Here is a 24521-nt window from a genome sequence, read left to right as displayed (position 1 = left end):
ACTACCGTCGTCGCGAGGAGCGTAGCGACGTGGCGATCTCGTGCTGTGCCGTTGGCGAGAAAAACCGAGATTGCTTCGCTGCGCTCGCAACGACGCAGGAAGTGAAGTGCTCGCCATGACCCAAGAAAGCGCGTGCATTATTCCCACTACCGTCGTCGCGAGGAGCGTAGCGACGTGGCGATCTCGTGCTGTGCCGTTGGCGAGAAAAACCGAGATTGCTTCGCTGCGCTCGCAACGACGCAGGAAGTGAAGTGCTCGCCATGACCCAGGGGGAAGCGCTCGCAACGACGTAATGAGCTTGCCATGCCACAGCCGGCCCAACAAAAAACCGCCGCTCGGGGGATGTTCCCAAGCGGCGGTTTTTATTGATATTTCTGGTCGGAGCGACAGGATTCGAACCTGCGACCTTTGCAACCCCATTGCAACGCGCTACCAAGCTGCGCCACGCTCCGGCACTTTATGCTCGCCCGGGCCTTGGCCTCAGGACGAGGCGTATACTAGCGCGTTTGGCCGGCGATGAAAAGCCCTTTTTGCGCTTTCGTTTCAGGCGCCTGGCCGGGCATGCGCCGTAACGGCCGGAACGAAAAAAGGGCCCGAAGGCCCCTGTTATCCATCAGCGGCTGCAGGCCGCGTTACCTTTTATTCTTTGCAGCCGGAAGGCAGCCAGCTGTCTTTACCATCCGTAAACGAACCGCCCGAAGCCCAAGAGCATTCCCAGCCATTGGCGAGATTGTCAGCTGCAGGCGCAACATACATTATGGCGCCCTTGAGGGCACTTTCATCTGCAAACGTTGCTTTAATTTTTTTATCGCTGTAGCGCACTTTCTCTACATAGCGGCCGGAGATGTCCAAGTCATTATTGCTCGCAGCTTCACCAGCAGCAGCTTTAAGTTTAGAAGCACTGTCCGGCATTTTGCCATTAAGCGCATAGTATTCGGCAATATCGGCACGCACGCCGGAAGTAATCGTCAGCGCTTCGCTGGCCTGGGAGCGGGCGACGTAGTTCTGGTACTGCGGAATTGCAATCGCCGCCAGCACGCCGATGATGGCGACCACGATCATCAGCTCGATCAGGGTAAAACCGCCCTGCTTGAGGTTGCGGGCTTGCGAAGTGGGAAGGTTTTGCATGGGAAACTCCTTGGCTCCTGGGGTGCCCGCGGCGCAGGCGTTTCGTTTCTTCTCTGTACACTTCGTTACACTATATTACGCTCGGCGAAGGCGCAACTTTTTTATACCTTTCTTCCCGCTATTTTTCTCCGCTTGCTGCCGGCGCGCGCGGATGCCGGCGGCGGGCCGAGTGTGGTACAAGTAGGCGCACCGCGACCCGCCACCCATCCAGCAACCAGCCGAGTCACGCATGAGCCAACCCTATTACGAGTCCATGCTGAGCCACGCCGCCTCCCGGGGCGGGCTGCGCGGCATTGCCGAGCGGCTGGTGCGCCACGGGCTTTTGAGCGAAACCCGCACGGCGCTGGCCGAAACCGAAGCCGTGGAGCAGCAAACCGAGCTTCTGCGCTACGTGGTCGAAGCGGGCCTGGTGGCGCCGGCCCAGGCCGCGGTGGTGGCCGGCCGGGAATACGGGCTACCGGTGCTCGACCTTGACGCCGTCAACCCCGAGGCCCTGCCCCCGGCCCAGGAATACCCGGCGCGAATACTCCGCGAGCTGCAGGTACTGCCGCTGGTCCGGCGCGGCCAGATCCTCACCGTGGCCATCCCCTACCCCGCCACGCTCACCCAGCTCGACGAGCTGCAGTTTGCCACCGGGCTGCGGGTCGAGGGGGTGCTGGCACCGGTGGACCAGCTGGCGCCCACGCTGCAGCGCTACATCGCCCAGAACGAGCGCAGCATGCTCGAAAGCATGGGCCAGATCGACGACGCCATTTCGTCGCTGGAAACCGCGGACAACGAGTACCAGCCAGACTTCAGCGACGACGCCGACGACGCGCCGATCATCAAGTTCGTCAACAAGATACTCCTCGACGCGGTGAACTCCGACGCCTCGGACATCCACTTCGAGCCCTACGAGCACCTGTACCGGGTGCGCTTCCGGGTGGACGGCATGCTCTCTGAAGTGGCGCGGCCGCCGTTTTCCATGCGCGACCGTATCGCCGCGCGGCTGAAGGTCATGGCGCGCCTCGACGTCTCCGAGCGCCGCCTGCCCCAGGACGGCAACATCCGCCTGCGGCTGTCGCGCACCCGCTCGCTGGACTTTCGCGTCAACTCGCTGCCCACCATCTACGGCGAGAAACTGGTGCTGCGCCTGCTCGACTCGGCCGCCGCGCAGATGGGCATCGACGAGCTGGGCGTAAGCGCGGCGCAGCGCCGCCAGTACGAAAAGGCGCTGGCCAAGCCCCAGGGCATGATCCTTGTTACCGGCCCCACGGGCAGCGGCAAAACGGTGACGCTTTACACCGGGCTCAACATTCTCAACCAGGTCCAGCGCAACATCTGCACCGCCGAAGACCCGGTGGAAATCCGCCTGTCCGGGGTCAATCAGGTCAACGTCAAGCCGCGCATCGGGCTGGACTTTGCCAGCGCCCTGCGGGCGTTTCTGCGCCAGGACCCGGACGTGGTGATGGTGGGCGAGATCCGCGACCTGGAAACCGCGGAAATCGCCGTGAAGGCCTCGCAGACCGGCCACCTGGTGCTCTCGACCCTGCACACCAACTCGGCGGCGGAAACCCTCACGCGGCTGTCAAACATCGGGGTCTCGGCGTTCAACATTGCAAGTGCCGTAAGCCTGATCATCGCCCAGCGGCTGGTGCGCAAGCTGTGCCCGGCCTGTAAAATGCCCGCGGACGTGCCCCCGGAGGCGCGGGCGTCCATGGGCCTTGCCGAGGCCGACACGGCAGGCGCCACGCTCTACCGCGCGGTGGGCTGCAAGAAATGCACCCAGGGGTACAAGGGCCGGGTCGGCGTCTACGAGGTCGTCCCGGTCACCGAAACCATGCGCGGGCTGATCATGCGCAACGCCAACGCCATGGAGATCGACGCCCTCGCCCGGGAGGAAGGCTACTCAAGCCTCTACCACAGCGGCGTCGACAAAGTGCTGGAAGGTATCACCAGCCTCGAGGAACTCAACCGGGTCACCAAGGAGTAAGCGACCATGGCATACGCCCCCCGCCGGCGCCCCGCGGAGGCCGACACCCTGTACCGCTGGAAGTGGACGGGCATTGATGCCTCCGGGCGCCGGGTGCGCGGCCACACGGTGAGCGCCAGCCGGCCCGAGGTCAGCGCCGAGCTGCGCCGCCAGGAGATCAGCGCCAAGCGGATCAAGAAGAAGTTCGGCGGCCCGGGCCGGGTGAAGCCTTCGGACATCACCCTGTTCGCCCGCCAGATGGCGACCATGATCCGCGCCGGCATTCCGCTGCTCCAGGCCCTGCAGGTGGTCCGCGAGAGCACCGAGAAGCCGGCCACGGTAAAACTGGTGCGCCAGATCACCGCTGAGGTAACGGCGGGGGCGAGCTTTTCGGACACCCTGGCCCGCCACCCGGAGCACTTCGACCGATTGTTCGTCAATCTGGTCCACGTCGGCGAGCAGTCCGGCGCCATGGACGAGGTGCTGTCGCGCATCGCCGCGCACAAGGAGCAGGTGGAGTCGCTCAAGGGCCGGGTGAAAAAGGCCATGTGGTACCCGGCGGCGGTATTGCTGGTGGGCATCGGGGTGACCATCATGCTGCTGGTCAAGGTGGTGCCGCAGTTCGAGAGCATGTTCCAGAGCTTTGACGCCGAGCTTCCCGCCATCACCCAGGTGACCATGCACCTCTCGGCGCTGGTGCAGCAGTACTGGCTGCGCGCGCTGGGGGTGCTGGCGCTGGCGGCGGTGGCGTTTCGCTACCTGCACAAGCGCTCGGAGTCGCTTGCCTACCGCACGGACGCCTGGCTTTTACGGCTGCCGGTGATCGGCGGCATCCTCAACATGTCGGCGGTGGCGCGCTTCTCGCGCACCCTGGCCACCACCTTTACCTCGGGCATTCCGCTCACCGAGGGGCTTGCCATCTCCGCCGGGGCCACGGGCAACCGCGTTTACGAGGCGGCCGTGCTCCGGGCCCGGGACGACGTCACCACCGGCCGGCCGCTCAACTTTGCCATCCGCATGACCAACATGTTCCCCACCCAGGTGGTGCAGATGGTCAGCATCGGCGAGGAGTCCGGCGCGCTGGACGCCATGCTCAACCGCGTGGCGGACCACTACGAAGAGCAGGTGAGCAACCGGGTGGAGGCGCTGACCTCGCTCATGGAGCCGTTTATCATCGTCGTGCTGGGGGTGCTGGTCGGCGGCGTGGTCATCGCCATGTACATGCCCATTATTACGCTGGGCTCGGCGCTTTAGCCTTTCAAAGAACGCTTTCAAAGAACGCTTTCAAGGATCCGCATGGCAATTCCCGTTTTACTGCTGGCCGCCCTGCTCGGCCTGTGCCTGGGCAGCTTTCTCAACGTGGTCATCGCCCGGCTGCCGGTGATGCTGATGCGCGGCTGGCGGGCCGAAGCCCGGGCGGCGCTCGAGCTGCCCGAGGAAACTCCGCCGCGCTTCAACCTGGCGACACCGGGCTCGGTGTGCCCGGCCTGCGAGGCGCCCATCCGCTGGCACGACAATATTCCGCTGGCGGGCTGGCTCAAGCGGCGCGGGCGCTGTGCGGCCTGCGAGGCGCGCATCAGCGTGCAGTACCCGCTGGTGGAGCTCGCCGGCGGGGTGCTGACCGTCGCCGTGGCCGCCCTTTTCGGCGTTAGCTGGCAGGCGGGCTTTATCCTCGCCGCCTGCCTTTTGCTTCTCGCCATGGCGGTGATTGACCTGCGCACCCAGCTTTTGCCCGACGCGCTGACGCTGCCGCTTTTATGGGCCGGGCTTTTGTACCAGCTGGCGTTTCAGCCGGCCATGCTGGCCCCGGCGGTGATCGGCGCCATGGCCGGGTATCTGGCGCTGTGGAGCTTTTACTGGCTGTTCAAGCTCGCCACCGGCAAGGAAGGCATGGGCTACGGCGACTTCAAGCTGCTCGCCGCCCTGGGCGCCTGGCTGGGGTGGAGCTTTCTGCCGCTGATTCTGGTGCTCTCCGCCGGGTTTGGCGCGCTGGTGGGCCTGGCACTGCAGGCGAGCCCCAAACGCCGGGGCATGCCCATGCCCTTCGGCCCCTTTCTCGCCATGGCGGGCTGGGCCGGCCTGCTCGCGGGTAACGAGCTGATGGCCACCTACCTGAGGCTAGTCATATGATCATCGGGCTGACCGGGGGCATCGGCTCGGGGAAGTCGACCGTGGCCCTGGCGTTTGCCGAGCTCGGCGCGGCCTGGGTAGACGCCGACGACGTCGCCCGGGAAATCGTCGCCCCGGGGGAGCCGGCCCTTGCCGCCATTGCCGAGCGCCACGGGCGCGGCGTGCTGAAAGCCGACGGCAGCCTCGACCGCGCCGCGCTTCGCGAGCGGATATTTGCCGACCCCGCCGAGCGCAAGTGGCTCGAGGAAGAAACCCACCCCCGGGTGCGCGAACGCCTGGTCGAGCACCTAAAGCGCCTGGAAGCCGGCCCCGCGCCCTACGTTTTGCTGGTCTCGCCGCTATTGTTCGAGTCCGGCCAGGACGCGCTGATCGAGCGCTGCCTGGTGGTCGATGTGCCCGAGGCCACCCAGCGGGCGCGCACCCTGGCCCGGGACGGCGTCAGCCCCGAGCAGGTCGAGGCGATCATGGCCGCGCAGCTTTCGCGCCGGCAGCGGCTTTCCCGGGGCTGCGATGTGGTCGATAATGGCGGCGACAGAGCCTTCATGCGCGCCCAGGCCGGCGCGCTGGACGCTTGCTATCGCCTGCTGGCCCGGGCCTGAGGCGCTTGGGCGCGGCCCGCTCCCCTACGTACGGCTAATTCAGGAGTCTTCTATGTCTGGCAACACGCCCCCTTCGTCATCCGCCGGCGCCTCCGCCGTCGAGCTACCCTGCCCCCAGTGCGGCAAGCGCGTGGTCTGGGCGCCGGAGAGCGCCTACCGGCCCTTTTGCAGCCGCCGCTGCCAGCTTCTGGACCTGGGCGCCTGGGCCGACGAGACCCACCGCATCGGCGGCGAAGACGCCATGGACGAAGCCGATATCGACGCGCTGCTGCGCGACGCCGACCGCGACGCGCCGCTGTCCTGACGCTCACCTGCCGCCCGTTTCTTGAGAGGACACGCCATGCCCGGCTCATCACCTCCGGTGGATTACCAGCTGCTGCACCGGCTGGACAGCGCCTTTGACGACGTGCTGGCCGCGCTGGAGGCGGTCAAACAGCAGGTGCAGCAAAGCGCCCCGGGGATCTGGGCGCTGAACGCCCCCGCCGCGGACGCCGGCTGGCTGGAAGAGGCACTGTTTGACATGTGGCATACGCCGGGCCAGGACGGCCGGCAGACGCGTAACTATGTGGGGCTGATCGCCGCCGACGAGGCGCTGATCGCGGCGGTGACCCGGGCCAACGCCGCCAAAAGCGCCTTCAGCGAGTGCCTGCAGGCGATCAAGCAGCAGGCGCCGGGGCTTTTGAGCGAGGGCCGGGAGCGCCTGCCCCGGCGCCACCCCCGGGTGGAAGAGGTGCTCGAGCGCAATGGCCTGGCGCGGCTGCACCTGAAGCAGTGCTGGCGCCACCTGCCGGTGGCCGAGGCGCCGGTGTCCCGGGTGCGCTTTGCCTGGTACAGCAGCGGGCGCTCGATCAAGCGGCTGAGCGTGCAGGAGGCGGAGCAAAAGCTCTTGGCCCTGGACAGCGACGCCGCCCACGTGCGCATTCAGCTGCGCCGGCTGGCGGGTATTCCCTCCGCCGAGCCGCTCGCCCAGGTGCAGCCCCAGGCGCCGCTGATGCGCGCCAATCTGTTTTTTACCGAGCCCGTCTTTACCCGGACAGCACCCGACGGCCACACCCGGCGGGCGCTGAACGTCGCCATGCCGATCTTTATACCCGCCCCCGAGGGGCGGCTGCCGCACACGAACCAGCCGCCCGCCGCCCCGCCGGAAAAGCGCACCCGGGCCCGGCGCCGGGATGAAAAGCTCGAACACGAGCCGTTTTTGCCCAGCCTGCGGGTCTACCGCTACCGCTGAGCCTTGGGCCTGTCGGCCCAGACGCCGCACTTGAGCAGCGTGCCGATCAGCTCGGCAAGTACGGCGTGGTTCATGCCGTACTCCTTCATCAGCGCCTCCAGGCGCTGGCCGAACGCCTGCTCCCGGGCCTGGGCGTCTTCTTCCTGCGCTAGCGTCTCGGCGGAGCGCACCGGCGGGCCGGTGGGTATGTCCAGCCGGGAATTCGGGTCATCCAGCTCCTGCAGCGCCCTGGCGAACGCATCGTCAAGCTCCTTGAACTGCTTGAGCTTTTCCCGTCCGTTGTATGGCTTAGCCGCGTTGCGATGTTTCATTATCGTTCCATTTTCACCTTGTGTTGCGCCCTGTGTGAAAGACCGGCCAGGGTTAAGCCGTCGTAGAGTATCGATATGACCGTCTGAATGGAAAAACGTTTTGCAAGTCGTTTCTAAAAGCCGCTTATGAAAACCGTATTGAAAGTCTTCTGAAAAGCCTATTGGCACGCCGCCTGCCAACATCGACTCGAAAAACGGCATTGAAGGCGGGGCTGAAGATAGCGCTAAAGGCAGATCTAAAGACAGAGCTGAAGACTATACGCATCGCCAGCGTCAACGCGCGGTTTATTCAGCGTCGCAGCGAGAGCAATCGTCTAGCCATCAATGAGCGCTTGAACGTTGCCGTAGCACTTGAACATAGCTTCGTGAAAGGCCGGCGTTGAATGCCGGCAAGGGCGTGTGATGCCCGGACACAGGTAAGCGTGTTTACCATGTCTGGCCGGCTATCGTAGATAATACTGAGCCGGCAACAGGTCTGCGAAGGGCGCTATGAATCCATCCCTGGACGCTACCCTACGCCATCCATGGCGTAGAACCCTTCTTCGACCTGTTTCCGGCTTTCTCGGACATATCCAGCGCGATGGCCCTGATTATGTCTGTCCGGAATACCTTAGTCTTCGGTGCGTACAACCCAGGACTCGACGGTCTTGTCGCCGTACTCGCTTTTCCAGGCGCGCAGCTCCTTGTGGTTGCCGCCGCGGGTCTTGATCACGCCGCCGGTGTGGGGGTTTTCATAGACCTTCAGACGGCGCTTGCGGCGGCCGGTGGTGGTAGTCGCCGGCTTGCTGGCCTGCTCGGGGCTCAGCAGCGCGATGACGTCTGCCGGGCGTTTGGAGAACTCCTCCATCAGGCTTTCGAGCTTGGCCTTGAACTCAAGCTCGCTTTGCAGACGCTGATCGCCTTCCAGGCGTTCCATCTCTTCCTGAAGCTGCTTGAGCTGCTGTTCTTTCTGAACGTATTGATTGAGTAGTGACATCTTGATTCCATTAGCCAATGTGGAAGTAGCGCTTACCGCTTCCCGAATATATGCTCCCGATAATGTCTCTCGGGTTACCTGCCCCAAAAAACCTCGACAACAAGTACCGGGGCGGCAGCGGACTTTTACCGGTGCCGCATATTATTACTGCAACAGAGCAAACTCGCAAGCATAAATAAAGACAGTCTGGCCTATCGGGCCAATATATCGAGTTAACTTGGTGAAAGCATACCGCTGGGCAAGCTTTGAACCCCTGAATTCAAGCAACAAACCCTGCAATCGTACCCAGACGGCATACGGAATAACGCTATTGCATAACGCCTGCGTGCGATGAGTTCGCCCGGGCTAGATAGCTCAGGCAAAAGAGAGACAAGAAAGGCGTAACAAAGAGACAAGAAGGAAAAGGATAGAAAAAGGCAAAAGAGAAAAGGCAGAAAAGTACAAAAAACGCCGCCCCGAAGGGCGGCGTTGGCAGATATCAGTGACCTCTAGAACCAGCGTCCTGAACAAGAAGGGGCGGAGGCTTAGTCCTGACCCATCTGCTGCTTGATCAGCTCGCCGATGGTAGTGGCACCGCCGCTACCGCCTTCCTGATCGTCGCGCAGCTTCTTCATGTTCTGGCGCGTGTCGTCCTGATCCTTGGCCTTGATCGAGAGGTTGATCTGGCGGCTCTTGCGATCGACGCTGACGATGCGCGCATCGACGCTGTCGCCTTCATTCAGCACGTTGCGCGCGTCTTCCACGCGGTCGGCGCTGATTTCAGAGGCCTTGAGCACGGCGACGACGTCGGTAGCCAGCTCAACCTGGGCTTCCTTGGCGTCAACCTCGACCACGCGGCCGGTGACCACGGTGCCCTTGTCGTTGACCGATAGGAACTCGGCAACCGGGTCGGTATCCATCTGCTTGATGCCAAGCGAAATGCGCTCGCGCTCGGGATCGATGGAGAGGATAACGGCTTCGGCTTCGTCGCCTTTCTTGAACTGGCGCACGGCTTCTTCGCCGGGTTCGGTCCAGGAAATGTCGGACAGGTGTACCAGGCCGTCGATGCCGCCTTCCAGGCCGATGAAGATACCGAAGTCGGTGATCGACTTGATGGTACCGGCAACGCGGTCGCCCTTGTTGTGCTCGGCGTTGAAGGTTTCCCAGGGGTTGGCCGTGCACTGCTTGATACCCAGGGAGATACGACGACGCTCTTCGTCGATATCGAGCACCATGACGTCGACGTCGTCACCCACCTGCACGACCTTGGAGGGGTGGATGTTCTTGTTGGTCCAGTCCATTTCGGAGACGTGAACCAGCCCTTCGACGCCCTCTTCCAGCTCGGCAAAGCAGCCGTAGTCGGTGAGGTTGGTGACGGTGGCGTGCACCTTGGTGCCTTCCGGGTAACGATCCTTGATGTTGACCCACGGATCTTCGCCCAGCTGCTTGAGACCCAGCGAAACGCGATTGCGCTCGCGGTCAAACTTGAGCACCTTGACGTTGATCTCGTCGCCCACGTTGACGATTTCGGACGGATGCTTGATGCGCTTCCAGGCCATGTCGGTGATGTGCAGCAGGCCGTCGACGCCGCCGAGGTCGACGAAGGCGCCGTAGTCGGTCAGGTTCTTGACGATACCCTTGATCTGCTGGCCTTCCTGGAGCGTGGCGAGCAGCGCTTCGCGCTCGGCGCTGTTTTCAGCCTCAAGCACCGCGCGGCGCGAGACCACGACGTTGTTGCGCTTGGGGTCGAGCTTGATGACCTTGAAGTCAAGCTCTTTGTTTTCCAGGTGCGTGGTGTCGCGCACCGGGCGTACGTCAACCAGCGAGCCGGGCAGGAAGGCACGGATGGTGTCGACGTCGACGGTGAAACCGCCCTTGACCTTGCCGTTGATCACGCCCTTGACGATTTCGTCTTTCTCGAAGGCGGCTTCCAGCACCTTCCACGCTTCGGCGCGCTTGGCCTTCTCGCGGGACAGGCGGGTAGCGCCGAAACCGTCTTCCACGGCTTCCAGGGCGACGTGCACGTCATCACCGACGGCAATGGCGAGCTCGCCGTTTTCGTCGAGGAATTGCGACGCGGGGATCTGGCCTTCGGATTTCAGGCCGGCGTTGACGGTAACCCAGTCACCGTCAATATCGACAACCTGAGCCGCGACGATGGCGCCGGGCTCCATATTGATGTCGTTAAGAGACTGTTCAAACAGTTCAGCAAAGCTTTCGCTCATGGTGTTCCTACGTGATCAACGTTGTTTGAGGCACGATGTGCCTTCTCCGTACCACCAGCAAGTACGGGCCTAATGTCACTCTGCTTTTGCGGACGTTAACGCTGGTTAGACATCACCGGGCTGGCAGTGTGAAAGATCGCCCGATCATGCCGTGACGCCGCAGCAAAAGCGCCGCAAGGGAGAATCAAGCGCCGGACGCCATGCCCCGCTGGGCCAGCAGTTCGGTCAGCTGTTCAACCACTTCCGGTATACTCAGGCGCGTGGTGTCAAGGGTTACGGCATCGTCTGCCGGCTTGAGCGGAGCCACGCTGCGCTGCGTGTCGCGTGCATCGCGTGCCTGAATCTCCTGCAAAAGACTCGAAAGATTAGCATCCACGCCGGCTTGCTGCAACTGTGCGTAGCGTCGCCGGGCGCGTTCGGAAGCCGAGGCGGTGAGAAATATCTTGAGCCCGGCGTCGGGAAACACCACCGTGCCCATGTCGCGGCCGTCGGCCACCAGCCCCGGGGGCTTGCCGAAGTCGCGCTGGCGCTTGAGCAGCGCTTCGCGTACCGCGGGCACCGCCGCCACCCGGGAGGCGCGCTCGCCGGCCTGCTCGGTGCGGATGGCGCGGCTGACGTCCTCGCCTTCGAGCAGCGTCTGCACCGTGCCGCCCTCTACCGGGAAGGCGACGTCGAGGGTTTCGGCCACCCGGGCCAGGCCGGCTTCGTCGTCAAGGGCAACGCCGTGCTTGCCGGCGGCGTACGCGGTCAGGCGGTACAGCGCGCCGCTGTCCAGCAGGTGCCAGCCCTGGCGCTCGGCGACCAGGCTGCTGACCGTGCCCTTGCCGGCGCCGCCGGGGCCGTCGATGGTCAGCACCGGAGTCATGATGTCGTCAGCGCTCATTGTTGCTCTCCGTTTCCGGGCCTGTGGTTTCCTGAGTCATGATTTCAATGACCAGGCCAATGCGGTTGGCAAGCTCGGTGAAGTCGGGAAAGGAGGTGGCGACGTTGGCGCAGTTGTCGATGACGATCTCACTGCCTGAGCGCAGCGCGGCCACGGCGAAGGCCATGGCGATGCGGTGATCGCCGAGGCTGTCGATGCGCCCGCCGCCGTAGCTCGGGGCCTCCGCCCCGCCGTTATCCACGTTTCCGTTGCCGACAATGTCGATGCCGTCCTCATACAGCGTATGGTCCACGCCAATCGTTGCAAGGCCTTCGGCCATGGCGGCAAGGCGGTCGGACTCCTTCACCCGCAGCTCGGCAGCATCGCGCAGCCGGGTGGTGCCGGCGGCGTTGGCGGCGGCGATGAACAGCGCGGGGAACTCGTCGATGGCCAGCGGCACCTGCTCGACCGGGATGTCGATGCCCTTGAGCGGGGCGTAGCGCACGCGCACGTCGGCCACTGGCTCGCCGCCCACTTCGCGCTGGTTGGCAAGCTCAAGGTCCGCGCCCATCAGCTTGAGGACGTTGATCACCCCGGTGCGGGTGGGGTTCGTTCCCACGTGCTCAAGGGTGAGGTCGCTCCCCGGGGTAATCGCCGCGGCGACCATGAAAAACGCCGCCGAGGAAATGTCCGCGGGTACGTCGATGGGGCTTGCGGTCAGACGCTTGCCGCCCTCGAGCCAGCAGGTGTCGCCGTCGCGCTCGACCGGGTAGCCAAAGCCGCCGAGCATGCGCTCGGTGTGATCCCGAGTGGGGGCGGGCTCGCGCACCCGGGTTTCGCCCTCGGCGTAGAGGCCGGCGAGCAGCAGGCAGGACTTGACCTGGGCGCTCGCCACCGGCATGTCGTAATACATGCCGGTAAGCGCCTGGCCGCCGTGAATCTTCAGCGGCGGGCGGCCGCCCTCGGCGGTGTCGATGGTCGCTCCCATGTCGCGCAGCGGGTCGGCCACACGGTTCATCGGGCGCTTGGCCAGCGAGTCGTCGCCGGCAAGCTCGCTTGAGAACGATTGCCCGGCGAGAAGCCCGGCAAAGAGGCGCATGGCGGTGCCCGAGTTGCCCACGTAGATGGGCCCCGAGGGCGCCTTGAGGCCGTTAATGCCCACGCCGTGGATGACCACCCGGCCCTGATTGGGGCCTTCGATGGCCACGCCCATCTCGCGAAACGCCTGCAGCGTGGCGAGGCTGTCTTCGCCTTCGAGAAAACCGCTCACGGTGGTCGCGCCGTCGGCAAGGGCGCCGAGCATGATCGAGCGGTGGGAAATCGACTTGTCGCCGGGCACGCGCACGCGCCCCCGGGCGCCGCCGCCCGGACGCACCCGGTACGTCACCTGACTCTGTGATTGCATGGCATATTCCGTCTGATAGCTGGTTTTGTTCAGCAGGGATTCAAAATAGTGGCGCGCGTGGCTGGCGCGACCGAAGGCGGCGAGCATGGCGTCGCCGTCGCCGGCCTCTACCGCGGCGCGCAGGCGGCCAAGCCCGGCCTCGAAGTCGTCCAGCGAGGCGAGCACGGCGTCGCGGTTGGCGACAAAAATATCCCGCCACATCACCGGGTCGCTGCCGGCGATGCGGGTAAAGTCGCGAAAGCCGCCGGCGGCGTAGCGAAAGATATCCAGCCGGGCGTCCTGGCGGGCGAGCGTGTCCACCAGCGAAAACGCCAGCAGGTGCGGCAGATGGCTGGTTTGCGCGAGCACGGCGTCGTGGCGCTCGACGTCCATTTCCAGCACGTTGGCGCCGCAGGCCTGCCACAGCCCGCGCACTACGGCCAGCGCCCCGGCGTCGGTGTGGGCCTCGGGGGTGAGGATGACGTTGTGCCCGGCGTATAGCTCAGGCGTCGCCGCGGCCACGCCGCTTTTTTCCGAGCCGGCGATGGGGTGGCCCAGCACCAGGGTCGGCGGCATTCCGCCGAACACCCGGCGGGCGGCGTCGCGCACGGTAGCCTTGGTGCTGCCCACATCGGTCACCGTCTGCCCTTCCAGCCCAGGGCTAAGCGCGGCAAGCTCGCCCAGCACGCCCTCCATAGCGAGCACCGGCACGGCGAGCACGATGACGTCCGCCGCCGGCGCCAGCTCGTCAAGGCTTGTGCCGCCGGCGTCGATCAGGCCCATCGCGATGCCGCGCTGTATTTCTCCGGCGTCGGGGTCGCAGGCGGTGATGCGCCCGGCAAAGCCCGACGCCCGTAGCCCGGCGGCCAGGGAGCCGCCGATCAGCCCCAGCCCGACAATCAGCAGGGCGGGCTCGGCGGCCGCGCGCCCTGTCGCACGTTCTGTCGTCGCGCCCTCGGTCACAGCACGCCCTGGGGGTAGGAGCCGAGCACCTTGAGGTCGGCGGCGCGCAGGCGGACTTCGTCGAGCATCGCGGCGATGTGGGGCTCGTCGTGGTGGCCGACGAAGTCGATGAAGAAGACGTAGTTCCACACGCCGCTGCGCGAGGGCCGGGTTTCCAGCCGGGTCATGTCGATGCGGTGGCGGTGGAACGGCTCCAGCAGGTCGTGGAGCGCGCCGGGCTGGTTGCGCATGGCGACCACCAGCGAGGTCTTGTCGCTGCCGGAAAACGGCGCGTCGCGGCTGCCGATAATCAAAAAGCGCGTGGAGTTGTCCGGGCGGTCCTCGACCTTGTCGGCGATGACCTCGAGGCCGTAGAGCTTGCCGGCCATGTCGCCGGCGATGGCCGCGCTGTGCCACTCGGTCTTGACCAGCCTTGAGGCCTCGGCGTTGGAGGCCACGGCCACGCGCTCGGCGTGGGGATAGTGGGCGTCGAGCCACTTGCGGCACTGGGCGAACGACTGCGGGTGCGAGTAGATCCGCGAGATCTTGTCGCGCCGGGTGTTCTCGCCCACCAGCAGGTGGTGGTGAATGCGCAGCACCACCTCGCCGCTGATGCGGATCGAGGACTCAAGGAAGGTATCCAGGGTGTGGTTGACCACGCCTTCGGTAGAGTTTTCCACCGGCACCACGCCGTAGTTCACCGCGCCGGCTTCCACCTCGCGGAAAACCTCGTCGATGGCGGCCATGGGCAGGCTGACCGCGCTTTCGCCGAAGTGCTTGAGCGCCGCCTGCTGGGTAAAGGTGCCCTCGGGCCCGAGGTAGGCGACCTTCACCGGCTGCTCCAGCGCCAGGCAGGCGGACATCACTTCGCGGAACAGCCGCGCCATTTCCTCGTCGGACAGCGGGCCCTTGTTCATGGCCATGATCCGGCGCAGCACCTGGGCCTCGCGCTCGGGGCGGTAGAACAGCGTGCCGGGGTCTTCGTCGAGCTTGACCTCGGCGACTTCCTGGGCGCAGCGGGCGCGCTCGCTGATCAGGTGGAGGATATCGTTGTCCAGCTGGTCGATGCGCTCGCGCAACGCGTCCAGGGTGGCTGCCGCATCAGAAGACATGGTGGTATTAGCCTTTTCGTTGTTCAAAATCGGCCATGAACGCGGTGAGCGCATCCACGGCGGTTTCGGGCACCGCGTTGTAGAGGCTGGCGCGCATGCCGCCCACGCTGCGGTGGCCCTTGAGGTTCAAAAGCCCGGCGGCGTCGGCTTCCTTGAGAAATTCGCCGTCCAGCCGGGCGTCCGCCAGGGTAAAGGGCACGTTCATCCGCGAACGGTTGAGCGGCGCGATGGGGTTGGCGTAAAACTCGCTTTGGTCGATGGCGGCGTAGAGCTTGTTGGCCTTGCGCTGGTTGATCGCGCTCATCGCCTCGAGGCCGCCGACGTCGTCTTTGAGCCACTCGAACACCAGTCCGGCCAGGTACCAGGCGTAGGTGGGCGGCGTGTTGATCATCGAGCCGGCCTTGGCCATGGCGCTGTAGCTAAAGAGCCCCGGCATCGCCGCCTGGGCCTGGTCGAGCAGGTCGTCGCGCACGATCACCAGCGTCAGCCCCGCCGGGCCGATGTTTTTCTGCGCGCCGGCGTAGACGATGCCGAACTGGGAGACGTCAAGGGGCCCTGAAAGGATGCTCGACGACATGTCGCAGACCACCGGCACCTCGGCGCCGTCGGGCCGGCGCCCCCGGGGCACGTAGTCGAACGCCAGCCCGCCGATGGTTTCGTTGGCGGCGTAGTGCAGGTAGGCGGCGTCGTCGCTGAGATCCAGCGACTCCGGGCGCGGCACGGCGACGTTGCCCTCGACCTCGGTGTTGGCCGCCACGTGCCAGGCCACGCCCAGATTCTGCGCTTCCGCCAGCGCCTTGGTGCTCCAGATACCGGTCTGGATGAAGTTGGCGCGCCTGCCGTTGCCCAGCAGGTTCATGGGCAGCATGGAAGCCTGCAGCGTCGCCCCGCCCTGGAAGAACAGCACCCGGTAGTTATCCGGCACCTTCAATAGCTCGCGCAGATCGGCCTCGGCGCGCTCGGCGATGGCAACGAAGTCAGCGCTTCTGTGGCTCATCTCCATGACGGAAAGGCCAAGCCCGCGGTAGTCAAGCATTTCGTCCCGGGCGCGCTCTAGCACCGGCGTGGGCAGCGCCGCTGGCCCCGCACAAAAGTTATACTGACGGGTCATCGCTACCTTCCTCCTCTGATCCCTGTTGCGTCGTGCTGTCTGTCACCTCATCTGTCGCCTGATCCGCGTCGCTCTCCGCGGTTTCTGCGCTATCGGCTTCCTCGTTTTCTTCATCCTCGTCGGGCTCGTCCACGCGCACGGTCTTCACCAGGTGCTCTTGCTTGCCCAGGCGGATGAGCATCACGCCCTGGGTGTTGCGCGAGGTGGTGGAGACCTCGTCGACGTGGGTGCGCACCAGGGTGCCGCGGTCGGTGATCAGCATCATTTCGTCGCTGTCGTAGACCTGCATGCCGGCCACCAGCGCGCCGTTGCGCTCGCTGGTCTGCATGGCGATCACGCCCTGGCCGCCGCGCCCGCGCAGGGGGAACTCGCCCAGCAGGGTGCGCTTGCCGTAGCCGTTTTCGCTGGCGGTGAGGATGTAGATCGGCGACGGCGCCTCTTCGCCTGCGGCGGCGGCGCCCTCGTCTTCGGCGTCGATCTGCTGGTGCTGGGGAATAATCAGGCTAATGACCTCGGCGCCGCCCTGCAGGCGCATGCCGCGCACGCCCCGGGCGGTGCGGCCCATGGCGCGGACGTCGCTTTCTTCAAAGCGGATGGCTTTGCCGTTGGACGACAGCAGCATGGCGTGATCGGAGCCCGAGGTAATCTTGGCGCCCACCAGGCGGTCGTCTTCCTCAAGCTCGATGGCGATCAGGCCGACGCTTCTCGGCCGGGAGAACTGCTCGAGACTGGTGCGCTTGACCGTACCCCTGGCGGTGGCGAAGAAGATGTAGTGGTCGGGGTCGTAGTCGCGCACCGGCATGATGGCGTTGATCGACTCGCCCTCGTCCAGCGGCAGCATGTTGACCAGCGGCTTGCCCCGGGAGCCGCGGCTGGCGTTGGGCATTTCGTAGACCTTGAGCCAGTAGACCTTGCCGCGGTTGGAGAACAGCAGCACGGTGTCGTGGGTCGAGGCCACCAGCAGATGCTCGATGACGTCTTCGTCCTTCATCGCCGTGGCGGACTTGCCCCGGCCGCCGCGGCGCTGGGCATGGTAGTCGGAAAGCGGCTGGGTCTTGGCGTAACCCGAGCGCGACACCGTGACCACCATGTCTTCCTCGGCGATCAGATCCTCGATGGACAGGTCCAGGTGGCTTGCCTGGATATCGGTGCGGCGGGGGTTGCCGTACTGGTCGCGCACGGCGACGAGCTCTTCGCGGATGACTTCCATGAGCCGGTCCGGCGAGGCGAGAATTTCGGAAAGCTCGGCGATGCGCTCAAGAATCGTCAGGTATTCGTTGAGCAGCTTTTCGGTCTCAAGGCCGGTCAGGCGGTGCAGGCGCAGCTCGAGAATCGCCTGGGCCTGGGCCGGCGCGAGCCGGTAGGCCGTGGCCGAGGGGTTTAAGCCGTAGCCCTCGTCGAAGTCCTCGGGCTTGCACGAGGTGGCCCCGGCGCGCTCCAGCATGTCGGTGACCTGCCCCGGCTGCCAGGTAGCGTCGAGCAGCTTTTCCCGGGCGGTGGCGGCGTTGGGCGAGGCCTTGATCAGCTCGATGACGTCGTCGATGTTGGAAATGGCGACGGTCAGGCCTTCGAGAATGTGGCCACGCTCCCGGGCCTTTTTCAGCTCGAACAGCGTGCGCCGGGTGACCACTTCCCGACGGTGGCGGACGAAGGCTTCCAGCAGCTCTTTCAGGTTGAGCGTGTAGGGCTGGCCGTTTTCCAGCGCCACCATGTTGATGCCGAAGACGTTTTGCAGCTGGGTCTGGGCGAAGAGGTTGTTGACCAGCACCTCGCCGGACTCGCCGCGCTTGACCTCGATCACCACCCGCAGGCCGTCCTTGTCGGACTCGTCGCGAAGCTCGGCAATGCCCTCGATGCGCTTGTCCTTGACCAGCTCGGCGATTTTCTCGATCAGCCGGGCCTTGTTCACCTGGTAAGGGAGCTCGGTAACGATGATGTGGTCGCGGCCGGTCTTGTCGTCGTGCTCGATAGTGTGGCGCGCGCGCACGTAAACCCGCCCGCGGCCGGTGCGGTAGGCGTCGAGAATGCCCGCGCGGCCGTTGATGATGCCGCCGGTGGGGAAGTCCGGCCCCGGCACGTAGTCCATCAGCTCGTCGATGGACAGGGTGTAGTCGTCGATCAGCGCCAGGCAGGCGTCGATGACTTCGTTCATGTTGTGCGGCGGGATGTTGGTCGCCATGCCCACGGCGATGCCCGAGGAGCCGTTGATCAGCAGGTTGGGCACTCGGGTCGGCAGCACGTCGGGGATGCGTTCGGTGCCGTCGTAGTTGTCGACCCAGTCGACGGTGTCCTTTTCCAGATCGGCCAGAAGCTCGTGGGAGAGTCTCGCCATGCGTACCTCGGTGTAGCGCATGGCGGCGGCGTTGTCGCCGTCGATGGAGCCGAAGTTGCCCTGGCCGTCCACCAGCACGTGGCGCATGGAGAAATCCTGGGCCATGCGCACGATGGTGTCGTACACCGCGCTGTCGCCGTGGGGATGGTACTTACCGATAACGTCGCCGACCACGCGCGCCGATTTCTTGTACGCTTTATTCCAGTCGTTACCCAGCTCGTGCATGGCGAACAGCACGCGGCGATGCACGGGCTTGAGTCCGTCGCGCACGTCGGGCAACGCGCGGCCGATAATGACGCTCATGGCATAGTCGAGGTACGACTGCTTGAGCTCGTCTTCAATGTTAACGGGCAGAATATCTCTGGCGGTGTCACCCATGAAAGTCAGATCCTTTGCACTGCATTGGCACTGCGTAGAGTGGTAAGCGCGAACACCGGACAACGGCGCGCAAATATCGCGCTATCATACCATTGCCGGCGCCTCATGGGCAGCCGCTTGCGCCCTCCTGCCGCAGCGGCGGCTACTGCATATCGACGACAAACGCCTCCGGCGGTACGACCAGGACATTGAGCGTGTCGCGCACTGCGCCGTCGATGGCGGCGGCCTGGCCGGCGGCCAGATCCAGCAGCACAAAGGTCAGGTCCGCCCGGGCCACCAGGGCGCCGTCGCCCCGGCGCACAATGCGGTGATGGCACTTGGCGCTGCGCTCGCCCACGCTGACGATGCCGGTGAGCACGTCGAGATCGTCACCCAGCACCGCCGCGGCGCGGTAGTCGATATTGAGGTTGACCACGGCAAAGCCCAGGCCGTTTTCGTGCAGCCCGGCAATCAGCTCGGGGTGGAGATCAAAGAACGCCCAGCGGCCCTCTTCCATGAACTCCAGATAACGGGCGTTGTTGACGTGGCCGTAGCCGTCCAGATGATACCCGCGTACCCGCAGGCAGGTACGCGATAATAAATCGCTCATGAGGGAGCCTCCTTGTTGAATTAAGGCATGCCGGCGTAGCGCCGGCGGCGGTCCAGTGCCCCAGGGCTATGGCTGACAGGCTTACTGTCATCGCGAGGAGCGTAGCGACGTGGCGATCTCCTGCTGTGCCAGCAGCGAGAAAATCCGAGATAGCTTCGCTTCGCTCGCTATGACACAGGGGAACATTCGCTATGACACAGGGGAAAAGGCGCGCCTCCCGCTACCGTCATCGCGAGGAGCGTAGCGACGTGGCAATCTCCTGCTGTGCCAGCAGCGAGAAAACCCGAGATAGCTTCGCTTCGCTCGCTATGACACAGGGGAATATTCGCCATGACACAGGGGTAGGTGCACATCCCTCTACTGTATCCTCGCGAGTCGCGCATGTCCGGACATGCTGGCAGGAAGCAGACGCTTTCGCCATAATGTGCGCCTTTTCTCTTCCGCAGTTCTCACAAGGACGGGCGACATGTGGTTTAAAAACCTGCTGCTCTACCGCCTGCACGGCGCCCCCGAGATTGATCACGCCACTTTTGACAACGTCCTGGCCGACCACGCCGCCGTGGCGCTTGGCAGCGCCGACGCCCGGCGGCTAGGCTGGACACCGCCGGCCGGCCGCGCCGGTGGCGGCCAGTACGTTCACGAAACCCAGGGCCACCGGCTGCTCTCGGCGCTGCGCCAGGAGCGCCTGCTGCCGGCGGCGGTGGTTCGCGAGGACGTCGACGAGCGCGTGGCCGACATCGAACAGGCCGAAGGCCGCAAGGTTACGCGCAAGGAAAAGACCGCGCTCAAGGAAGAGGTCACCGAGGCGCTGCTGCCCCAGGCCTTTATCCGCCGGCAGAAGATCGACCTCTGGTGGGACACCCGCCGGGGGCTTTTAGGCATCAACGCCGCTTCCCGGGCCCGGGCCGACGAGATTCTCGACCTGCTGCGCGAAACGCTGGGCAGCCTGAAAGTCACCCCGCTCACCGCGCAGACGCTGCCCATCCGCGCCATGACCGAGTGGCTTGGCGACCCGGGCAGCCGCCCGGCGGACATGGTGCTGGGCGACCAGGTGGAGCTCAAGGCCAAGGGCGACGACGGCGTGCTGCGCGCCCGCCAGGTCGATCTTGACGGCGACGACATCCAGCAGCTGCTGGAAAGCGGCCGCCAGGCCAGCAAGCTGGCGCTGGGCATCGACGGCCGGCTGCAGTTCGTGCTCACCGACGAGCTGGCGCTGAAGTCGCTGCGCTTTGGCGACGCCCTGATCGAGGAGGCCGACCACGCCGACGACGGCGACGACGCCCTGGCCCGGCTGGAAACCGATTTCATCCTCATGGCTCAGGCGCTTGCCGAGGACGCGGAACGCCTGCTGGAATGGCTGGGCGGCGAAGCTCGGACCGGCGACGCTGTCTGACACGCCAATCCATGGCTGCCCCATTTGCACTGCCGACGGAACGGACCCCATGACACACGACAACGCAAGCCCCCCCGCCGCTTCCGACCCCTGGGCGGGCATTCGCCCCTATACCGACGCCGAGGTAGAAGCCGTGCTCAGGCGCCTGGCGCACGACAACGAGCTGCTCAACGCGCTGACGCAGTTTCGCCTGCCGCGCCTGGCCCGGCTTGCCCCGCCGCTGGCGCGGCTGCTGGCACGCCGGGCGATCAAGCGCGAGGTACGGGGAGTGCGGGGAGTGCGCGCCTTTCAGCAGCGCATCGCCGGCTACATGGATCGCATGATCCGCCAGAGCACCGACGCCTTCGAGGTCTCGGGGCTTGACCGACTCGACCCGGAGACGGCCTACCTGTTCATTGGCAACCACCGGGATATTTCGCTGGACCCGGCGTTCGTCAACTACGCGCTCTATCAGGCCGGGCGCGATACGGTGCGCATCGCCATCGGCGATAACCTGCTGAAAAAGCCCTACGTCACCGACCTGATGCGGCTTAACAAGAGCTTCATCGTGCCGCGCAGCGCCCGGGGCAAGCGCGCCATGCTCGCCGGCTACCAGAACCTTTCGGCATACATCCGCCACTCCATCACCGAGGACAATCATTCGATCTGGATGGCCCAGCGCGAAGGCCGGGCGAAAAACGGCATCGACCTTACCGGCCCGGCGATCATCAAGATGCTGACCATGGCCAGGCGCGGCGCCGACAAGCAGGCCGGCACCGGCGAGGCGATCCGCGAGCTGCGCATTGTGCCGGTGTCGATCAGCTACGAGCTCGACCCCTGCGACGTACAGAAAGCCCAGGAGCTTTTTGATCTGGACACTCGGGGCGGCTACGACAAGACCGAGTTTGAGGATATCCAGTCCATCGTCGCCGGCATTACCGGCAACAAGGGCCGGGTACAGCTGCACTTCGGCACGCCACTGGGCGCCGACGCCGGCAGCGCCGAGGAGGTCGCCGCCGAGATCGACCGCCAGGTGATCGGCGGCTATCGGCTGTTCCCCACCCACTACCTGGCCCTCGAGGCGCTGGGTGACGCGCCTGAGCTGGTGCCGCGCAGGGCGATCACCGCCAGGGACCGCGAGCGCTTTGACAAGCGCCTGGCCGCGGTACCCGAGGCCCTGCGCCCCTACTGGCTTGCCCAGTACGCCAATCCGGTCAAGCACAAGGCCGGCCGGCTGGCGACGTAGGCCCTGACCTCAATCACCCGGGTGGAGCCGGCAACAGGTCGGCGAGGGCGCGATGAATCCCTCCCAGGACGCTACCTACGCCATCCCTGGCGTAGAACCCCCTCGCGACCTGTTCCCGGCTCCTCTGGACATAGCCACCGGGGATAGTTCTATCCTGCCGCTGCGCACTGCGTAGCGGGGGAAAAAATGCTATCGTCATCGCGTTACCGGGCGGGCGCCCGGGCGTTTCCCGGCAAGGCGTATCGAGGAGAGTTCTCATGTCTGCTTCAGAAATTCAGAAAACGCGCATTATCAACGAGCTGCAGGGGTTTATCCGCAAGCTGCTGCAGGATCCCAAGATTCTCGAGCAGTCGCTGACCGTGGCGCGCCAGGAACTCGATAACGGCGGCAACGCCGACAGCATGGTGCGTATCGCCAACGAGATCACCGACACCACGAGCATCCATATTCCGGAAGATCCCGACGAGCACTCCGAGGCCGACAAGCTGTTTCTCGCGCTGCTGCGCGAAGTGATCCTCGAGGAACAGGCGCTCTACTGAGCCGGCCTCGGCACGCGCCCCTTATTTTCCCCCAAGCCCGCTTACCCCAAGCCCGACGTTAACGGAAGTCTCATCCACCATGCCTAACACCGCCACGCGCAAGATCCTGGTCACCAGCGCGCTCCCCTATGCCAACGGCGCCATTCATCTGGGCCATCTGCTCGAGTACATCCAGACCGACATCTGGGTGCGCTTCCAGAAAAGCCGCGGCCAGCAGTGCCACTACGTCTGCGCCGACGACGCCCACGGCACCGCCATCATGCTGCGCGCCGAGCAGGAAGGCATTACCCCGGAGGCGCTTATCGAGCGCGTCTCCCGGGAGCACCAGGAAGACTTTGCCCGGTTCGGCGTGGCGTTCGACAACTACTACACCACCCACTCGGCAGAAAACCGCCACTTCAGCGAGCTGATCTATACCCGCCTGCGCGACGCCGGCCACATCGCCACCCGGGACATCGAGCAGATGTATGACCCCGAGCGCGGGCTGTTTCTCGCCGACCGCTTCATCAAGGGCACCTGCCCCAAGTGCAGGACCGATGGCCAGTACGGCGACAACTGCGAGGCCTGCGGCGCGACCTATACCCCGGCGGAGCTGATCGATCCGGTATCGGCGGTCTCCGGCGCCACGCCGGAGGTCAGAACCTCCACCCACTACTTCTTCAAACTGCCGGACTTTGCCGATTTCATGCAGCGCTGGATCAACGACGACCGCGTCCAGCCGCAGATCCGCAACAAGCTGATGGAGTGGTTCGAGGACGGCTTCAACGAGTGGGACATCTCCCGGGACGCGCCCTACTTCGGCTTCGAGATTCCCGACGCCCCGGGCAAGTATTTCTACGTCTGGCTGGACGCGCCCATCGGCTACCTGGCGAGCTTCAAGAACCTCTGCGACCGCAAGGGGCTGGACTTCGACGCCTACTGGCAGCCGGATTCCGACGCCGAGGTCTACCACTTCATCGGCAAGGATATCGTCTACTTCCACGCGCTGTTCTGGCCGGCGATGCTCCACGGCGCGGGCTTGCGCACGCCCACGGCGGTGAACTGCCACGGCTTTGTCACCGTGGACGGCGCCAAGATGTCCAAGTCCCGGGGCACCTTCGTCAAGGCGGCGACCTATGCCGACCATCTCAACCCGGAATACCTGCGCTACTACTTCGCCGCCAAGCTGACCTCGGGCATCGACGATCTCGACTTGAACCTGGACGACTTCGCCGCCCGGGTGAATTCCGACCTCGTCGGCAAGGTAGTCAACATTGCCAGCCGCTGCGCGGGCTTCGTCAAGAAGATCGGCGGCGCCACGCTGTCGTCGCACTGCGCCGAGCCTGCCATGGTGTCGCGCTTTATCGCCGCCGGCGACGACATCGCCGAGCACTATGAAAACCGCGAGTTCGGCCGCGCCATGCGCCGGATCATGGAGCTTGCTGATGAAGCCAACACCTACATCGCCGAGGCCGAGCCCTGGGTGCTGGCCAAGCAGCACGGCCGCGACCAGGAAGTACTCGACATCTGCTCGGTGGGTATCAACCTCTTCCGCCAGCTAATGGTCTATCTCGCCCCGGTGGTGCCGGCCATGGCCGGCGAGGCGCGCGTCTTCCTCAACCTCGACACCCTGGACTGGGCGAGCCGCCACGAGGTGCTGGCCAACCACGATATCAACAAATTCAAGCCGCTGATGACGCGCATCGAGCGCTCAAGCATCGATGCCATGCTCGAAGCGTCAAAGGAAGACCTCGCCGCGGAGCAAAAGCTCAAGGACGCCCCCAAAGGCCCGCTGGTGGACGACCCCATCGCCGAGGAAATCAGCTTTGACGACTTCAGCAAAGTCGATTTACGCATTGCCCGGATTGCCAGCGCCAACTACGTCAAGGGCGCCGATAAGCTCCTGCAGCTGACCCTGGATCTCGGCGGCGAGACCCGCAACGTCTTCTCCGGCATCCGCTCGTCCTACGCCCCGGAGGCGCTGGAGGGCCGGCTGACGATCATGGTCGCCAACCTCGCGCCGCGCAAGATGCGCTTCGGGGTGTCCGAAGGCATGGTGCTGGCGTCGGCCAACGACGCGGGCATCTATCTGCTCTCGCCGGACGACGGCGCCGAGCCCGGCCAGCGCGTTACCTGAGCGGCCGC

20 protein-coding genes and 1 tRNA gene are annotated in these 24521 nt (G+C 65.0%); 10 read left to right on the top strand and 11 right to left on the bottom strand.

Annotated elements, in window-relative coordinates; translation table 11 throughout:
• Positions 1-375: 375 nt before the first annotated feature.
• Together RS027_RS09345 and RS027_RS09340 are read right to left on the bottom strand one after the other, a co-directional pair.
• A tRNA-Pro gene (locus RS027_RS09345) sits at positions 376-452 on the bottom strand.
• Between the two features lie 187 nt (positions 453-639).
• Positions 640-1128: a pilin gene (locus RS027_RS09340; RefSeq protein WP_311956384.1), complete on the bottom strand. Its 489-nt coding sequence runs from the start codon at positions 1126-1128 to the stop codon at positions 640-642.
• A 229-nt stretch (positions 1129-1357) separates the two neighbouring features.
• Here RS027_RS09340 and pilB point away from each other — a divergent pair, with 229 nt between their 5' ends.
• From pilB to RS027_RS09310, 6 genes are read left to right on the top strand one after another with little or no spacing between them, the layout of a single operon-like run.
• Positions 1358-3100 (top strand): type IV-A pilus assembly ATPase PilB, encoded by a 1743-nt coding sequence (pilB, locus tag RS027_RS09335; protein WP_311956383.1) that lies wholly within the window; start codon positions 1358-1360, stop codon positions 3098-3100.
• Positions 3101-3106: 6 nt separating this feature from the next.
• Positions 3107-4333, top strand: coding sequence for a type II secretion system F family protein (locus RS027_RS09330; RefSeq protein ID WP_311956382.1), 1227 nt, complete (start codon positions 3107-3109; stop codon positions 4331-4333).
• A gap of 42 nt (positions 4334-4375) precedes the next feature.
• Positions 4376-5209, top strand: a complete 834-nt coding sequence (locus RS027_RS09325) for a prepilin peptidase (RefSeq protein WP_311956381.1) — start codon at positions 4376-4378, stop codon at positions 5207-5209.
• The gene (gene coaE, locus RS027_RS09320; RefSeq protein ID WP_311956380.1) at positions 5206-5808 is read left to right on the top strand and encodes a dephospho-CoA kinase; all 603 of its coding nucleotides are present in this window, start codon (positions 5206-5208) and stop codon (positions 5806-5808) included. Before RS027_RS09325 ends, coaE begins: the two co-directional genes overlap by 4 nt.
• A gap of 52 nt (positions 5809-5860) precedes the next feature.
• Positions 5861-6112 carry a DNA gyrase inhibitor YacG gene (gene yacG / locus RS027_RS09315; RefSeq protein ID WP_311956379.1) on the top strand — a complete coding sequence of 84 codons (252 nt, stop codon included), beginning with the start codon at positions 5861-5863 and terminating at the stop codon, positions 6110-6112.
• Between the two features lie 36 nt (positions 6113-6148).
• Complete coding sequence (locus RS027_RS09310; protein ID WP_311956378.1) at positions 6149-7039, top strand: DNA replication terminus site-binding protein; 891 nt, start codon at positions 6149-6151, stop codon at positions 7037-7039.
• Here RS027_RS09310 and RS027_RS09305 read toward each other — a convergent pair.
• From RS027_RS09305 to RS027_RS09265, 9 genes are all read right to left on the bottom strand, one after another.
• A complete protein-coding gene (locus RS027_RS09305; RefSeq protein ID WP_311956377.1) occupies positions 7030-7350 on the bottom strand; it encodes a hypothetical protein in 321 nt (106 codons plus the stop codon). The two genes, RS027_RS09310 and RS027_RS09305, sit on opposite strands and share 10 nt — an antisense overlap.
• 610 nt (positions 7351-7960) lie before the next feature.
• Complete coding sequence (locus RS027_RS09300) at positions 7961-8326, bottom strand: histone-like nucleoid-structuring protein, MvaT/MvaU family (protein ID WP_311956376.1); 366 nt, start codon at positions 8324-8326, stop codon at positions 7961-7963.
• Positions 8327-8850: 524 nt separating this feature from the next.
• On the bottom strand, positions 8851-10530 hold the full coding sequence (gene rpsA, locus RS027_RS09295) for a 30S ribosomal protein S1 (RefSeq protein WP_311956375.1): 1680 nt from the start codon (positions 10528-10530) through the stop codon (positions 8851-8853).
• Positions 10531-10714: 184 nt separating this feature from the next.
• Positions 10715-11413, bottom strand: a complete 699-nt coding sequence (cmk, locus tag RS027_RS09290) for a (d)CMP kinase (protein ID WP_311956374.1) — start codon at positions 11411-11413, stop codon at positions 10715-10717.
• Positions 11403-13739: a bifunctional prephenate dehydrogenase/3-phosphoshikimate 1-carboxyvinyltransferase gene (locus tag RS027_RS09285; protein WP_311956373.1), complete on the bottom strand. Its 2337-nt coding sequence runs from the start codon at positions 13737-13739 to the stop codon at positions 11403-11405. Before RS027_RS09285 ends, cmk begins: the two co-directional genes overlap by 11 nt.
• Positions 13736-14830, bottom strand: coding sequence for a prephenate dehydratase (pheA, locus tag RS027_RS09280; protein ID WP_311956372.1), 1095 nt, complete (start codon positions 14828-14830; stop codon positions 13736-13738). The genes RS027_RS09285 and pheA overlap by 4 nt, the downstream gene beginning before the upstream one ends.
• Before the next feature lie 7 nt (positions 14831-14837).
• Positions 14838-15941: a 3-phosphoserine/phosphohydroxythreonine transaminase gene (gene serC / locus RS027_RS09275; RefSeq protein WP_311956371.1), complete on the bottom strand. Its 1104-nt coding sequence runs from the start codon at positions 15939-15941 to the stop codon at positions 14838-14840.
• On the bottom strand, positions 15925-18651 hold the full coding sequence (gene gyrA / locus RS027_RS09270; protein WP_311956370.1) for a DNA gyrase subunit A: 2727 nt from the start codon (positions 18649-18651) through the stop codon (positions 15925-15927). Before gyrA ends, serC begins: the two co-directional genes overlap by 17 nt.
• Positions 18652-18793: 142 nt before the next feature.
• Complete coding sequence (locus RS027_RS09265) at positions 18794-19240, bottom strand: acyl-CoA thioesterase (protein WP_311956369.1); 447 nt, start codon at positions 19238-19240, stop codon at positions 18794-18796.
• Positions 19241-19706: 466 nt separating this feature from the next.
• Here RS027_RS09265 and RS027_RS09260 point away from each other — a divergent pair, with 466 nt between their 5' ends.
• The 4 genes from RS027_RS09260 to metG all read left to right on the top strand — a co-directional run bounded on the left by RS027_RS09260 (position 19707) and on the right by metG (position 24513).
• Entirely contained in the window at positions 19707-20633 is a 927-nt protein-coding gene (locus RS027_RS09260; RefSeq protein ID WP_311956368.1) for a recombination-associated protein RdgC, read from the top strand.
• Between the two features lie 49 nt (positions 20634-20682).
• Positions 20683-21858 (top strand): 1-acyl-sn-glycerol-3-phosphate acyltransferase, encoded by a 1176-nt coding sequence (locus tag RS027_RS09255; RefSeq protein WP_311956367.1) that lies wholly within the window; start codon positions 20683-20685, stop codon positions 21856-21858.
• A gap of 257 nt (positions 21859-22115) precedes the next feature.
• Entirely contained in the window at positions 22116-22397 is a 282-nt protein-coding gene (locus RS027_RS09250) for a hypothetical protein (RefSeq protein WP_311956366.1), read from the top strand.
• A gap of 79 nt (positions 22398-22476) precedes the next feature.
• Entirely contained in the window at positions 22477-24513 is a 2037-nt protein-coding gene (metG, locus tag RS027_RS09245; protein ID WP_311956365.1) for a methionine--tRNA ligase, read from the top strand.
• The last annotated feature ends 8 nt before the right edge of the window (positions 24514-24521 follow it).

Origin of the sequence: Halomonas garicola, from assembly GCF_031935715.1 — a bacterium.
GTDB classification, from domain to species: Bacteria; Pseudomonadota; Gammaproteobacteria; order Pseudomonadales; family Halomonadaceae; genus Vreelandella; species Vreelandella garicola.
The sequence above is the reverse complement of the archived record's forward strand: the minus strand, read 5'-3'. Positions and strand labels throughout refer to the sequence as shown.

Bases quoted from the DNA above. Each gene is read 5' to 3' on its own strand.
- cmk (WP_311956374.1), bottom strand. From the start codon at position 11,413: ATGAGCGCTGACGACATCATGACTCCGGTGCTGACCATCGACGGCCCC.
- RS027_RS09260 (WP_311956368.1), top strand. From the start codon at position 19,707: ATGTGGTTTAAAAACCTGCTGCTCTACCGCCTGCACGGCGCCCCCGAG.
- metG (WP_311956365.1), top strand. From the start codon at position 22,477: ATGCCTAACACCGCCACGCGCAAGATCCTGGTCACCAGCGCGCTCCCC.
- RS027_RS09250 (WP_311956366.1), top strand. From the start codon at position 22,116: ATGTCTGCTTCAGAAATTCAGAAAACGCGCATTATCAACGAGCTGCAG.
- RS027_RS09340 (WP_311956384.1), bottom strand. From the start codon at position 1,128: ATGCAAAACCTTCCCACTTCGCAAGCCCGCAACCTCAAGCAGGGCGGT.
- RS027_RS09325 (WP_311956381.1), top strand. From the start codon at position 4,376: ATGGCAATTCCCGTTTTACTGCTGGCCGCCCTGCTCGGCCTGTGCCTG.
- RS027_RS09300 (WP_311956376.1), bottom strand. From the start codon at position 8,326: ATGTCACTACTCAATCAATACGTTCAGAAAGAACAGCAGCTCAAGCAG.
- RS027_RS09310 (WP_311956378.1), top strand. From the start codon at position 6,149: ATGCCCGGCTCATCACCTCCGGTGGATTACCAGCTGCTGCACCGGCTG.
- coaE (WP_311956380.1), top strand. From the start codon at position 5,206: ATGATCATCGGGCTGACCGGGGGCATCGGCTCGGGGAAGTCGACCGTG.
- serC (WP_311956371.1), bottom strand. From the start codon at position 15,941: ATGACCCGTCAGTATAACTTTTGTGCGGGGCCAGCGGCGCTGCCCACG.
- RS027_RS09265 (WP_311956369.1), bottom strand. From the start codon at position 19,240: ATGAGCGATTTATTATCGCGTACCTGCCTGCGGGTACGCGGGTATCAT.
- pheA (WP_311956372.1), bottom strand. From the start codon at position 14,830: ATGTCTTCTGATGCGGCAGCCACCCTGGACGCGTTGCGCGAGCGCATC.
- rpsA (WP_311956375.1), bottom strand. From the start codon at position 10,530: ATGAGCGAAAGCTTTGCTGAACTGTTTGAACAGTCTCTTAACGACATC.
- RS027_RS09255 (WP_311956367.1), top strand. From the start codon at position 20,683: ATGACACACGACAACGCAAGCCCCCCCGCCGCTTCCGACCCCTGGGCG.
- RS027_RS09330 (WP_311956382.1), top strand. From the start codon at position 3,107: ATGGCATACGCCCCCCGCCGGCGCCCCGCGGAGGCCGACACCCTGTAC.
- RS027_RS09305 (WP_311956377.1), bottom strand. From the start codon at position 7,350: ATGAAACATCGCAACGCGGCTAAGCCATACAACGGACGGGAAAAGCTC.
- gyrA (WP_311956370.1), bottom strand. From the start codon at position 18,651: ATGGGTGACACCGCCAGAGATATTCTGCCCGTTAACATTGAAGACGAG.
- pilB (WP_311956383.1), top strand. From the start codon at position 1,358: ATGAGCCAACCCTATTACGAGTCCATGCTGAGCCACGCCGCCTCCCGG.
- yacG (WP_311956379.1), top strand. From the start codon at position 5,861: ATGTCTGGCAACACGCCCCCTTCGTCATCCGCCGGCGCCTCCGCCGTC.